Origin of the sequence: Diaphorobacter sp. C33, from assembly GCF_030503915.1 — a bacterium.
Classification (GTDB): domain Bacteria; phylum Pseudomonadota; class Gammaproteobacteria; order Burkholderiales; family Burkholderiaceae_C; genus Diaphorobacter; species Diaphorobacter nitroreducens.
In genome coordinates this window covers 627,566-640,255 of the sequence record NZ_CP129980.1, presented here as the reverse complement: position 1 = coordinate 640,255, position 12,690 = coordinate 627,566, and the positions used below count along the sequence as shown (strand labels likewise).

General features: G+C 67.6%; 13 protein-coding genes. 8 read left to right on the top strand and 5 right to left on the bottom strand.

Features of this window, described 5'->3' with window-relative positions:
• Positions 1-6 precede the first annotated feature (6 nt).
• Complete coding sequence (ylqF, locus tag QY917_RS03070) at positions 7-966, bottom strand: ribosome biogenesis GTPase YlqF (protein ID WP_103737530.1); 960 nt, start codon at positions 964-966, stop codon at positions 7-9.
• Positions 967-1,021: 55 nt separating this feature from the next.
• On the opposite strand from ylqF, the gene QY917_RS03065 reads away from it, so the two are divergent.
• Together QY917_RS03065 and QY917_RS03060 are read left to right on the top strand one after the other, a co-directional pair.
• On the top strand, positions 1,022-1,243 hold the full coding sequence (locus QY917_RS03065) for a hypothetical protein (RefSeq protein WP_123676492.1): 222 nt from the start codon (positions 1,022-1,024) through the stop codon (positions 1,241-1,243).
• Positions 1,244-1,258: 15 nt separating this feature from the next.
• On the top strand, positions 1,259-1,468 hold the full coding sequence (locus QY917_RS03060; protein ID WP_123676493.1) for an oxidoreductase-like domain-containing protein: 210 nt from the start codon (positions 1,259-1,261) through the stop codon (positions 1,466-1,468).
• 72 nt (positions 1,469-1,540) lie between these two features.
• On the opposite strand, the gene arsA is transcribed toward QY917_RS03060, so the two are convergent.
• Positions 1,541-3,301, bottom strand: a complete 1,761-nt coding sequence (gene arsA / locus QY917_RS03055; RefSeq protein WP_123676494.1) for an arsenical pump-driving ATPase — start codon at positions 3,299-3,301, stop codon at positions 1,541-1,543.
• 113 nt (positions 3,302-3,414) lie between these two features.
• Here arsA and QY917_RS03050 point away from each other — a divergent pair, with 113 nt between their 5' ends.
• Genes QY917_RS03050 through QY917_RS03030 form a run of 5 tightly spaced genes read left to right on the top strand, consistent with a single transcriptional unit; the run spans position 3,415 to position 7,028 of the window.
• Complete coding sequence (locus tag QY917_RS03050; RefSeq protein WP_015912969.1) at positions 3,415-3,738, top strand: helix-turn-helix transcriptional regulator; 324 nt, start codon at positions 3,415-3,417, stop codon at positions 3,736-3,738.
• A 22-nt stretch (positions 3,739-3,760) separates the two neighbouring features.
• Entirely contained in the window at positions 3,761-4,246 is a 486-nt protein-coding gene (locus QY917_RS03045) for an ArsI/CadI family heavy metal resistance metalloenzyme (RefSeq protein ID WP_123676495.1), read from the top strand.
• A gap of 17 nt (positions 4,247-4,263) precedes the next feature.
• Positions 4,264-4,761 (top strand): arsenate reductase ArsC, encoded by a 498-nt coding sequence (locus tag QY917_RS03040; RefSeq protein ID WP_015912967.1) that lies wholly within the window; start codon positions 4,264-4,266, stop codon positions 4,759-4,761.
• Between the two features lies 1 nt (position 4,762).
• A complete protein-coding gene (arsB, locus tag QY917_RS03035; RefSeq protein ID WP_123676496.1) occupies positions 4,763-5,845 on the top strand; it encodes an ACR3 family arsenite efflux transporter in 1,083 nt (360 codons plus the stop codon).
• Positions 5,846-5,861: 16 nt separating this feature from the next.
• On the top strand, positions 5,862-7,028 hold the full coding sequence (locus QY917_RS03030) for an MFS transporter (protein ID WP_123676586.1): 1,167 nt from the start codon (positions 5,862-5,864) through the stop codon (positions 7,026-7,028).
• Positions 7,029-7,074: 46 nt separating this feature from the next.
• On the opposite strand, the gene QY917_RS03025 is transcribed toward QY917_RS03030, so the two are convergent.
• Positions 7,075-7,992 carry a LysR family transcriptional regulator gene (locus tag QY917_RS03025; protein WP_123676497.1) on the bottom strand — a complete coding sequence of 306 codons (918 nt, stop codon included), beginning with the start codon at positions 7,990-7,992 and terminating at the stop codon, positions 7,075-7,077.
• 213 nt (positions 7,993-8,205) lie between these two features.
• Here QY917_RS03025 and QY917_RS03020 point away from each other — a divergent pair, with 213 nt between their 5' ends.
• Positions 8,206-9,903: a thiamine pyrophosphate-binding protein gene (locus QY917_RS03020; RefSeq protein ID WP_123676498.1), complete on the top strand. Its 1,698-nt coding sequence runs from the start codon at positions 8,206-8,208 to the stop codon at positions 9,901-9,903.
• A 170-nt stretch (positions 9,904-10,073) separates the two neighbouring features.
• Here QY917_RS03020 and gshA read toward each other — a convergent pair whose 3' ends face one another.
• Together gshA and QY917_RS03010 are read right to left on the bottom strand one after the other, a co-directional pair.
• A complete protein-coding gene (gshA, locus tag QY917_RS03015) occupies positions 10,074-11,606 on the bottom strand; it encodes a glutamate--cysteine ligase (protein ID WP_123676499.1) in 1,533 nt (510 codons plus the stop codon).
• Between the two features lie 172 nt (positions 11,607-11,778).
• Positions 11,779-12,690: an SDR family NAD(P)-dependent oxidoreductase gene (locus QY917_RS03010; protein ID WP_123676500.1), complete on the bottom strand. Its 912-nt coding sequence runs from the start codon at positions 12,688-12,690 to the stop codon at positions 11,779-11,781.

The window sequence follows — 12,690 nt, the reverse complement described above, 5'->3', positions numbered from 1 at the left end:
CCCTGATCAGTCCTCGTCCCGCGGGGCGTTGCGCGTGCGGCGCTCGTTGCGGCGCAGCTGCTCGGCCTTGCGCGCGGCGCGTTCCTTTTCCTGCACCTCGGCGGCGGCCAGCCAGGCCTCGAACTCGGCCGGCGTCTCCAGCGTCACACGGCCCAGCGCTGCGCTGCGCAGGTCGGTGAGCACGATCTCGGCGGCCTTTTGCAGGTTGAGGCGCCCGCCGCTCATCACCGCGCCGCGCTTCCTGGCAATCAGCTCCAGCAGCTCATCATCGTGCTTGGCGGCGATGGCCGCCGCGTCCAGCCCCAGCTTGTAGCGCGCATCCAGCAGCGGTGCGTAGTGCTGCTTGAGGTAGGCCAACAGTTCCAGCGCCACTTCTTCCTCGTCGTACGCATTGCGGCCCACGGCGCCGCTGGCGGCGAGCTTGTAGCCGCTTTCGGGCACGGTGATGCGCGGCCACAGCATGCCGGGCGTGTCCCACAGGTAAAAGTCATCGTCCAGCACGATGCGCTGCTCCTGCTTGGTCACGCCGGCCTCGTCGCCCGTCTTGGCTTCGCGCTTGGCGGACAGGGTGTTGATCAGCGTGGACTTGCCCACGTTGGGAATGCCGCAGATCAGTACCCGCATCGGCTTGGAGAGGCCGCGCCGGTTGGGCGCAAGCTGCCGGCACGCGTCGATGAGCCGGCGCGCGGGCGCGGCGTCGGACGCATCCAGCGCAATCGCGCTCGTGCCGGGCCGCGCGTTGTACCAGGCCAGCCACGCCGGCGTGCGCGCCGGGTCGGCCACGTCCTGCTTGTTGAGCACCTTCAGCGCGGGCTTATGGCCCGTCAGCTCGGCCAGCAGCGGATTGCTGCTGGAGCCCGGCAAGCGCGCGTCCAGCAGCTCGATCACCACATCGATGTCCTTGATGCGCTCGCCGATCGCCTTGCGCGTCAGGTGCATGTGACCGGGAAACCACTGGATGGCCATGGACTGTGTACTTTCACGAATGGGGCTTGCGAAGCCGCCAAGGATAATCGCCGCCATGCCCTCTTTCTCCCAGCGCAAACAAGATTCCGAGCTGCTGCTCAAGGGCGCGGTGTGCGCGCTCATTGGCGTGATCATCCTGCTGGCCCCCTACATTGCCCGCTCGCCCGACGTGCGCGAGATGATGACCCAGGGCCACGTCGTGGGGTGGTTCGCGCTGGTGCTGGGCTGCGCCTTCCTGGCGCGCTACGGCCTGATCCGTTGGCGCGGGCGCCGGTAAGGCCCCGTCACCTTGATGCTGCAAGCCACCCGCCAGCGCTTCGCCGCCCTGCAGGCGCAGGCCGCCCACGCCGGCGTAGCGCTGCGCCCACCGCCGCCTGAGCCCACCACCTGCTGCGGCCGCGGGTGCAACGGGTGCGTGTGGGAGGGCTTTTATGCGGCGGCGCAGTGGTGGTGCGAAGATGCGCAGGGCGCGCTGGCGCAGCCCGGCGGGGGCTCCTCCTGACGCTGCACCGGGGCTGAATGTGTGCAGCGGCCCGCGAGGCTCTTGCATGCCAGGAAGGGCCGCCTCTTCAGGTCAAGGCTCCAGCAGATCCCCCAGCGCCTTTGCGCCCACGGGCGGGGTCGCCGCCCAGGGAATCAGATAGAACCGGCCTTGTGCCAATGCTTGAACCCGCTCCATCTGCCGCCTCTCGCTGTTCAACCGGGCCTGAAGAAGGGGATCGCGGGTGTTGCTGGCCAACAGTGACTTGTTGACCACCCAGGCGAAGGTGCCGATCCGGGCCCGCTGCAGGTCCTCCTTCAGCGCGGCGGCCTGCGACACCGGGGTGGCCTCGGGCAACGTCACCAGAATGATCTTGGTGTAGTCAGGGTCCTGCAGTCGCATCAGGGGCGTGGTGATGCGCCCCGACGCCTTGCCTTCAAACTCCCGCACCATCTGGCGGTGGTAGGCACCCGTGGCATCCATGAGCAGCAGCGAGTGGCCCGTGGGCGCGGTGTCGAGCACCACGAACGCACTGCGGGCCTGAGACACCACATGCGAGAACGCATGGAAGACCGCCACTTCCTCCGTGCACGGAGAACGCAGATCTTCCATCAACAGGTCCTTCTCCGCCGGGGTCATGCCGGCCGACTTGGCGGCAACGACCTTGTCCACGTATTTCTGGGTCTCTGCTTTGGGGTCAATGCGCCCGACGGTCAGGCCCGGGATCTCGCCGTCGAGCGTCACCGCCAGGTGGGCGGCGGGGTCCGTGGTGCTCAGGTGCACGGACTTGCCGAGCTTGACCAGTCCCAGGGCGATCGCCGCGGCAATGGTAGTCTTGCCGACGCCACCCTTGCCCATCACCATGATCAATCCACGCTCGCCCCGCGCCAGCTCCGCCACCAGCGCAGACAGTTTCTGGTGCGCGAAGTCGGGTGCTTCCAGGGCGGCCACAGGCACCTCGGTCGGTGATGGCGACAGCAGCGCCCGCAGCGCCTGCAGCCCCACGGAATCGACGGGCCGCATGGGAATCACGTCGGCCGCCAGACGTTTCAGCGCCTGCGGCATCTCCCGCATGGCCTCCTGTCCCAGAGCCTCGATGGCCAGGGCGACGGCATCGCGAGGGTCTTGCGCCTTGAAAACCGCGTTGATCACCAGGCGCTGGTGGGAAAGGCCCAACTCACGCAGTTCGTCTGAAGACCTGGCGGCCTCGTTGAGCGCTCCCGCCTCAGGCCGCGCCACCAGAACAATGGTGGTGAGCGAAGCGTCGTTCAGGGATGCCAGCGCCCGGTTGAAAAGCTGCTCCTGCATCTTCAACCCCGAATGCGGCCCCAGGCAGGATGCTCCGCGGTCATTGCCCTTGAGGAACCCGCTCCATGCCTTGGGCAGGCTGAGAAGCCTCAAGGTATGGCCCGTGGGGGCGGTATCGAATACGACATGGTCGAAATCCCGCCCTCCTTCCGACAGAAGTTGAGAGAACTCATCGAAGGTGGCGATCTCGGTGGTGCAGGCACCCGAGAGTTGCTCGCGCACGAGGTCCACCTCCTCAGCCGTAGCCTGCGTGCCCATTTGTTCAATGACACGGGCACGGTAGTTCTGCGACGCGGCTTCCGGATCGATGTTCAGGACCATCAGGCCCGGAACCCCTGGCACAGGAACCGGATGGTTGCGCAGCGCAATGCCGAGCATTTCATCAAGGTTCGACGCCGCGTCGGTACTGACCAATAGAACCTTCTTGCCCGCGTCTGCCAAGGCGATGGAAACCGCTGTGGATACCGAGGTCTTGCCGACACCACCCTTGCCGGTGAAGAACAGGTACCTGGTGGGCGCGTCCAGAAGGGAGAAGTGAGATGGCATAAGCGTTCGTGGTCAATGCACCGAATGGGCGGGGATAAGGGATTGCCTCAGGCATGCGCAATGTTGCACCGAAGAAATTTACAATAATTCCAATATCGTTGTATAGTTGTTTTATGCAAGAAATCGATGTCATCCGCTCCCTCGCAGCGTTGGCCCAAGAAGTACGCCTGAGGGTGTTTCGCGCACTGGTCGTGGCTGGCGCAGAGGGACTCACGCCAGGCTCGTTGTGCGAGCAACTGGCGGTAGCACCCAACACCTTGTCCTTTCACCTCAAGGAGCTCGTGCACTCCGGCCTCGTCAGCCAGGAGCGTCAGGGGCGCAACCTGATCTACCGGGCCTCCTTCGACACGATGGACGATCTGCTCGGCTACCTCACGGAAAACTGCTGCCAGGGCGCGTCCTGCCTGGCGGAGACGGCAAAGAGCTGCGACTGCTGACCCACTTTTGAAGGAGAACCCCATGAAGCGATTCCATGTCCACCTGCATGTGGAAGACCTGGCCCAGAGCATCCGTTTTTACTCCCAGCTCTTCGCGGCTGAGCCCGCTCGCGTGGAGGCCGATTACGCGAAGTGGATGCTCGACGATCCGCGGGTCAACTTCGCGATCTCCAAGCGGGGCACCTCCCCAGGCCTGGATCACCTGGGCTTTCAGGTGGACGACGCGGCCGAACTGTCAGAACTGAAGGCCAGGGCCGCATCGGCCGACATGGCCCTGCTCGACGAAGGCGCCACCACCTGCTGCTATGCGCGCAGCGAGAAGCACTGGATTACCGACCCGCAGGGCATCGCGTGGGAGCACTTTCACACGCTCGGCGACATTCCCGTGTTCAACGAGTCCAGCCCAACGGCTGCCGCCGGCGCGTGCTGCGCGCCAAAGGCGCCTGCGGCCACGGCATCCAAGGCGCCCTGCTGCGGGCCCGCCACTTCCTCATCCACCTGCTGCTGATGCGCTGAAGGTCCTTCATGACGACGCCCTTGAACGTTCTTTTTCTCTGCACGCACAACTCCGCGCGCAGCATCCTGGCCGAGGCCTTGCTCAATGCCATGGCAGGCGGGCGCTTCAAGGCCTGGTCTGCCGGCAGCAGCCCGCGCGACAACCAGCAGCCGCATCCCCTGGGTCTGCAGGTCCTGCAAAAAGCAGGCGTCTCCACCGAGGGGTTGCGCAGCAAGAGCTGGGATGAGTTTGCCGCCCCAGGCGCGCCCACGATGGACCTGATCATCACCGTGTGCGACAACGCCGCGGGAGAGGTCTGCCCGATCTGGCCGGGGCACCCCGCAACGGCGCACTGGGGCTTCGCCGATCCTTCCGAAGGCGACGCGCCTGACTCAGAAAAGCTGGAAGCCTTCCGCCAGACGCTGCACCTGATCAAGCGCCGCCTGGACCTGCTGATCAACCTGCCCGCCGACAAGCTGGAGAAAGCGGTATTGCAGACCAGCGCCCGCGAACTCGCAGGGAAATGACATGAGTGCCCAGTGCGAAACCACCGCCCAACGCGCGGCAGGCGCTCCCATGAGCGTGTTCGAGCGCTATCTCACCGTGTGGGTGCTGCTGTGCATCGTGGTGGGCATCGGGCTGGGCCAGGCGTTTCCCGGTGCAGCGCGGACCATTGGGTCGTGGGAAGTGGCCCGCGTGAACCTGCCGGTGGGGCTGCTCATCTGGGTGATGATCATCCCGATGCTGCTCAAGGTGGACTTCTCCGCCATGGGCGAGGTGCGGCACCACGTGCGCGGCATCGGGGTCACGCTGTTCGTGAACTGGCTGGTCAAGCCATTCTCCATGGCCTTCCTGGGGTGGCTGTTCATCCGCCAGTGGTTTGCCCCCTACCTGCCTGCGGACCAACTGGACAGCTACATCGCCGGCCTGATCCTGCTGGCCGCCGCCCCCTGCACGGCCATGGTGTTCGTATGGAGCCGCCTGACCGGCGGCGATCCCCTGTTCACGCTGTCCCAGGTCGCGTTGAACGACAGCATCATGATCGTGGCGTTCGCGCCGCTGGTGGCCTTCCTGCTCGGCCTGTCGGCCATCACGGTGCCATGGGACACCCTGCTCACCTCGGTGGTGCTGTACATCGTCATTCCGGTGGTGCTGGCCCAGTGGTGGCGGCGCGCCTTGCTGGCACGGGGGCAGGCCGCGTTCGATGCGGCACTCCAGCGCATGGGGCCATGGTCCATTGCGGCGCTGCTGCTCACGCTGGTGCTGCTGTTCGCCTTCCAGGGCGAGGCCATCCTGCGCCAGCCCCTGGTCATCGCACTGCTGGCCGTGCCCATCCTGATCCAGGTGTTCTTCAACTCGGCGCTGGCCTACTGGCTCAACCGCGCGGCGGGTGAAAAGCACGCGGTCGCCTGCCCGTCCGCCCTGATTGGCGCATCCAACTTCTTTGAGCTGGCCGTGGCCACCGCCATCAGCCTGTTTGGCTTCGAGTCGGGCGCGGCACTGGCCACGGTGGTGGGCGTGCTCATCGAAGTGCCGGTGATGCTGCTGGTCGTCAAAGTCGTGAATTCATCCAAGGGCTGGTACGACGCGGGTGCAAAGCGTGCAGCGTAGAACCACCACCACGCTGATGCTGGGCGTAGCCCAGACACTGGCGTGGGCGTCGTCGTACTACCTGCCGGCCGTGGTGGCCGCGCCGATGGGGCGAGACGTCGGCATGTCCTCGTCGGCGGTGTTTGGGGCGTTCTCGATGGCGCTGCTGTTTGCCGCAGCAACCGGCCCCTGGGCGGGGCGCGCCATTGACCGGGCTGGTGGGCGGCCGGTACTGGTCGTCAGCAACCTGGTGTTTGCCGCAGGGCTCGCGGCGCTCAGCCTGGCCTCACAGCCCGCCCATGTCTTTGCTGCCTGGGCCCTGATGGGCTTGGCCATGGGCAGCGGCCTCTACGAAGCCGCGTTCGCCACCGTGGTCCGCCTGCATGGCCAGGACGCCCGGCGGGCGATCACCGGCATCACCTTGCTGGCAGGCTTTGCAAGCACGATCGGCTGGCCATTGACGGCCTCCCTGGAGTCGGCGTTCGGCTGGCGGCAGGCCTGCCTGACATGGGCGGCGCTGCATCTGCTCATCGGCCTGCCGCTGAACGCGATGCTGCCCACGGCCGCGCCGGCCGCTTCGGCCGATGCGCAGGCCGCTGCGGCAGGGAGTCCTCATCCACAGGCAGCGGCAAGCCTGGCACCGGCCCGGCGGCGTGCGGCCGTGCTCATGGCCTGCGTGTTTGCCATTGCGTGGTTCAACAGCACCGCGATGGCGGCGCATCTGCCGCAGGTCCTGCAGGCTTCGGGCGTGGCCTTGGCTGGCGCGATCGGCATTGCGGCGCTGGTGGGGCCAGCCCAGGTCGCGGGGCGATTGGTCGAATTCACCGTGCTCAAGCGGTCGCATCCGCTGTTGTCAGCGCGGCTGGCCACGCTGGCGCATCCGCTGGGCGTCGTACTGCTGATGCTGCTGGGCAGCCACGCGGCGCCCGCGTTCGCCGTACTGCACGGGCTCGGCAACGGCATCCTGACCATTGCCATCGGCACCCTGCCGCTGCTGATCTTCGGCGCACAAGGCTATGGGCAGCGGCAGGGGTTCCTGATGGTGCCCGCGCGCATCGTGCAGGCCGGGGCGCCATTCCTGTTCGGGTTGGCCGTGGAGCGCTGGGGCGGCGCGGCGCTCTGGCTCTCCGCCACACTGGCGGTCCTGGCGTTTTTGGCACTGGCCGCCCTGGCCGCAGGCATGAAACGGTCCGGCGACGCTTGACCGCTATTGCCAGGGAAGGTGTCCGCCCGCAATGCGCACCATGCGCTCATCCACCAACGCGGCCCGGCTCCCGCTGGCCCGCCACCTCCTGCAGCCACGCCCTGAAGGCCTTCACCCCCGCCGACTCTGCCCGCGCCAGCGGCACCACGAGGTAGTACGCATCGCTGCTGGTCAGCACGCCACCGGGCAGCTCCACCAGCGCGCCGCTCGCCAATTCCTCCTCCATCAGAAACCGCGGCAGCAGGGCCACGCCCAGGCCGGAGATGGCGGCCTGGGCGATCATGGCGAACTGCTCGAAGCGCGGGCCGCGCAGGGCCTGGGGCGCGGGCACGCCCTCCTGCTCGAACCAGTCGGCCCACAGCATGGGGCGCGTGGTCTGGTGCAGCAGGGTCAGGCCGGCCACGTCGGCAGGGGTCTCGATGCGGTGGCGGGTGCGCAGCGCGGGGCTGCACACCGGCACCACTTCTTCGTGCATCAGGTAGTCGCACACGGCGCCGGCCCAGTGGGGCGCACCGTAGTGGATAGCGGCATCGAACGGCTCCTGTGCGAAGTCAAAAGGCTCGCCACGGGCAGAAAGATTCACTGTCAGCTCCGGGTGCAGCGCGGCGAACGCAGGCAGGCGCGGCACCAGCCAGCGCGCGCCCAACGTGGGCAGCACCGCCAGGTGCAGGAGTCCGCCGCCATCGGCCAGGGCCATGGCCTTCTGCGTGGCGGCACCGAGCTGCTGCAGCACGGCGCGTACGTCGGCGGCGTACAGGCGCCCCGCATCCGTCAACACCACGCGCTGGCGCACCCGGGTGAACAGGGCCTGACCGAGCTGTGCCTCCAGTTGGCGCACCTGGCGCGAGACGGCGCTTTGCGTGAGGTGCAGCTCCTCCGCCGCACGTGAGATGCTGGCGTGGCGCGCGGCGGCCTCGAAGGCGAGCAGGTCGGCCACGGGCGGCAGGAAAAGTTTGCGAAACATGGCGTTAATTCATGCAGCCAAAGAATGAACCCGACCAAGGCTTGTGGTAACGCATAAGGCGCCAGCGCTTGATCCATAAGCGCTGGCGGCAGGCAGGGCTGGGACGGGATATTGCCACTTGATGCGATTCAAGCAACAAGTCGTTCCGCTTTTTTGCTATGCAAGCGCGCATGGCTGGGCGATATTTGCAGCTTCGCCTTCTCTTGGACCTCCATGCCGCACACCGCTACCTCCACCGCCGCATCCCGCACGGGCGGGCAGATCCTCGTCCAGCAGCTCATCGTGCACGGCGTGCAGCAGCTCTTTTGCGTGCCGGGCGAGAGCTACCTGGCCGTACTGGACGCCCTGCACGACGCCAACATCGCCGTCACCGTGTGCCGCCAGGAGGGCGGCGCGGCCATGATGGCCGAGGCGCAGGGCAAGCTGACCGGCCGCCCGGGCATCTGTTTTGTGACGCGCGGGCCGGGGGTCACCAACGCATCGGCGGGCATCCACATCGCGCACCAGGATTCGACGCCGTTGATCGTCTTCGTAGGCCAGGTGGCGCGCGGTGCGCTGGGGCGCGAGGCGTTCCAGGAGCTGGACTACGGCGCCGTGTTCGGCACCATGGCCAAGTGGGTGGTGCAGATCGACGATGCGCGGCGCGTGCCGGAGCTGGTCTCGCGCGCATTCCACGTCGCCACCTCGGGCCGCCCCGGCCCCGTGGTGGTGGCCCTGCCCGAGGACATGCTGACCGATGCCGTGCAGGTGGCCGATGCCCTGCCCTACACCGTGCCCGAGACCTACCCCGGCGCGCCCGCACTGCAGGCACTGGCGGCGCGGCTGCAGGCGGCCGAGCGGCCGGTGGTCATCGTGGGTGGCAGCCGCTGGTCCGACCAGGCGGTGCGCGACATGCAGGCCTTTGCCAGCGCCTGGCGGCTGCCGGTGTATTGCTCGTTCCGCCGGCAGATGCTATTCCCGGCCAACCACGCCAGCTACGCGGGCGACCTGGGCCTGGGCGTCAACCCCCAGCTGCTGGCGCGCATCCGCGCGAGCGACCTGGTGCTGGTGCTGGGCGGGCGGCTGTCGGAGATCCCCTCGCAGGGCTACGAGCTGTTCGACATTCCCGTGCCGGCGCAGCCGCTGGTGCATGTGCATGCCGACGCCGACGAACTTGGCAAACTCTACCGCCCGGTGCAGGCCATCCACGCCACGCCGCAGGCCATGGCCGCCGCACTGGCCAGCCTGCGCCCCGCGGCCGAGCCGCGCTGGACCGCGCACACCGAGGCTGCGCGCGCCGAGTATCTTGCCTGGAGCGACCCGGCGCCCATCCGCATCCCCGGCAAGCTGCAGATGGGCGAGGTGATGCAGCACCTGCGCGAAGCGCTGCCCGCCGACACCATCTTCTGCAACGGTGCGGGCAACTTCGCCACCTGGGTGCACCGCTTCTGGCCGTTCACCACCTATGCGAGCCAACTGGCCCCCACCAGCGGCTCGATGGGCTACGGCCTGCCGGCCGGCGTGGGCGCCAAGCGCCTGTGGCGCGAGCGCGAGGTGGTGGTGTTTGCGGGCGACGGCGACTTTCTGATGCATGGCCAGGAGTTCGCCACCGCCGTGCAGTACGGCCTGCCGCTGATAGTGGTGCTGTTGGACAACGCCATGTACGGCACCATCCGCATGCACCAGGAGCGCGAGTACCCCGGGCGCATCAGCGCCACACAGCTCAAGAACCCCGATTTCAAGGCCTATGCCCAGGCCTTCGGCGGGCACGGCGAGCGCGTGGAGCGCACCGAAGACTTCGCCCCGGCACTGGCACGCGCACGGGCGAGCGGGCTGCCGAGCGTGCTGCACTGCCTGATCGATCCGCAGGCGATCACACCCACGGGAACGCTGGATGGCATCCGGTCGGCGGCGATGGCGCGCAAGGGGTGATCTGAAGGGCTAAATGGGGCTTTGCGCTTGTGGGGCAAGCGCGGACAGCTATCGTTTTTGAGTTTTTGCTGCCGAATGCTTGGGTGCCGACCGGGTTATGCGCCCCCGCGCAGCAACATCAAAAAAGAATTGCTGGCGGCCCTTACACCATAAGCGCCACCCTCAAAAAACTACCCCAACTGCTCGACCGCCATGAACCGCTCGCGCCACGCCTCGAACGGCAGGTCATCTGCCACTTCAATGGCCCGCTGCTCCTCCAGCGACCGCTCGGCCAGCGCCTGGTAGCGCGCCTGCTGCGACTCGCTCCAGGGCTGCCCCATCAGGATGTCCCGCGCCGACTGGGAATGCGCAAGTGCGAAGGCGGTGAAGTCGTTGTCATGCTGCTGTTGCAGCTCGGCCAGCACACGCGCGGACGGTGTGGAGTGCGGGGCCGCCAGTGTCTCCTGGGCCGCCATCAGCGCGTGCGCATAAGCCTCGCCGCCGTGGGCGGCATCCAGCGTGGCGGCGATGGGCGCGCATTCGGCCAGCACCTCGGCGGCCCAATCGGTCAGCAGCACACGCTGGCCGCGGCGCATGAGCTGCAGGCCGGCCTCGCGCCCGCGCTCGGCCGCCAGGTGCTGGTTGTTCTTGAGTTCGGCGATCTCGGCCGGCGTGTCGGGCGGGCTGTCCGACAGCAGGCAGTGCAGCAGGAATACGTCCAGCAGGCGCATGGTGTCGGCGGTGATGCCCACGGGCACGAACGGGTCCAGGTCCATCAGGCGCACCTCGACATACTCCACGCCGCGCTCGCGCAGCGCGTGCAGCGGGCGCTCGCCGCTGTGGACGGTGCGCTTGGGCCGGATGGTGCCGTAGAACTCGTTCTCGATCTGCAGCAGGCTGGTGCCCATCTGGTTGTAGTCGCCGCCGGGGTTGCGCACGCCAATCGCCTCGTAGGCCGGATAAGGCCGCGTGAGCGCCTCGTGCAGCGAATCGGCATAGCCCTGCAAGCCGTTGTAGCTGACGGCCAGCGTAGCCTGGGCGTCGCTCTGGTAGCCCAGGCGCCCCATGCGCAGCGAAGTGGCATGCGGCAGGTACAGCGCGCGCTTGCCGTCGCCCAGCGGCTGCAGGCTGTGTTGTCGCCCTTCGACGAAGCACGGGCACAGCGCAGGCGATGCGCCAAACAGGTACAGAAGCACGAACGCGTGCCGGCGGAAGTTGCGGATCAGCGCAAAGTACTCGTCGCTGCCCACGCCGGGCAGCGACCAGTTGTAATGAATGCCCGAGATGGTCTGCATGCGCCGGCCGTAGCGGTGGCCCAGGCCCATGCGGTACACGCTCTTGGCACGCCCCGGGTTGGACGAGCCGTAGCGCGCCAACGGAATGGTCTCGTCCGTAGGCAACATGCAGGGCATGCTGGACACCCAGAGCATCTCGCCGCCCGGCTGCTGCTGCAGCACGCGGTGCACGAACTGGTGGATCTCGGTCAGTTCATCCTGGCATTCCTGCACCGTGCGGTGGGCACCGGTGATGAGCTCGATCTGCGATTCGCTGTAGTCCGTGGTGATGCAGGGGTGCGTGAGGGCCGAGCCCAGCGCCACCGGATGGGGTGTGAGCGCCAGGGCGCCCGTGGGCAGCACGCGCAGCCCCTCCTTCTCGATGCCGCGGCGCATGCCTGCCAACCGGTCGGCGGACAGGGCTGCGATTCGCTGTGGGAGTGTGCTCATGGTGGTGGTTGTTCCATCTTTTTTGAGGTGGGGCCGGAACTTAGCACGCCGCGCTGCGGCCTGCCCGCGCCCACGTCAAGCGCCGGCCTGACACCGGGGAACTGCCGCCGGCCTCTGCACGGTCGCTCTTGGTACGGTAGCAGCGGGGCAGCACCGCCCCGGACAGGCCGTGTCAGCGGTGCGCAGCCAGGGCCTGCGCCACCTCGTTCGTCCCCTGTGCGGCGCCGCTTTGCGGTACCTGCTCACCCGCTCCGCGGGCCGTCACCTCGGCCAGGCGCGCGGCCAATTGCTCCGGCACATCGGCACCTTGTCCCAGGTGGATGCCCTGGGTGAGCGTAATGTGCGCGGCCTCGAATGTGCCCGCGCCTGCACACAGAATGGTGCGCGTGGGCGCGCTCTCATGCGCCAACACCAGCATGGCGGGTACCACCGCCTCGGGCTGGAGGGCAGCCAGCACGTCCTCGGGCATCAAGCCCTCGGTCATGCGGGTGGCGGCCGTGGGTGCCAAGGCGTTCACATGGATACCGTACTTGGCCCCTTCGATCGCCAGCGTCTGCATCAACCCCACCTGCGCCAGCTTGGCCGCGCCGTAGTTGGCCTGGCCGAAGTTGCCGTACAGGCCCGTGGAGGACGTCGTCATCACGATGCGCCCATAGTTCTGCGCCTGCATGTGCGGCCACACCGCCTTGCAGCAATGGGCCGCGCCCATGAGGTGGACCTGGACCACGAGGGCAAAGTCCGCCATGTCCATCTTGGCAAACGACTTGTCGCGCAGGATGCCGGCGTTGTTCACCAGGATGTCCACGCGACCCCATGCGTCCATGGCCTGCTGCACCATGGCCTGCACGGCCGCGAAATCGGTCACCGACGCACCGTTGGCCAGCGCCTCGCCGCCTGCGGCGCGGATCTCGTCCACCACGGCCTGCGCGGCGGACACCGAGCCGCCGCTGCCGTCCACGGCACCGCCCAGATCATTGACCAGCACCTTGGCGCCACGCGCTGCCAGCGCCAAAGCATGCTGACGGCCCAGGCCGCCACCCGCACCCGTCACGATGGCCACACGGCCGTGGAAATCAAGGAACAT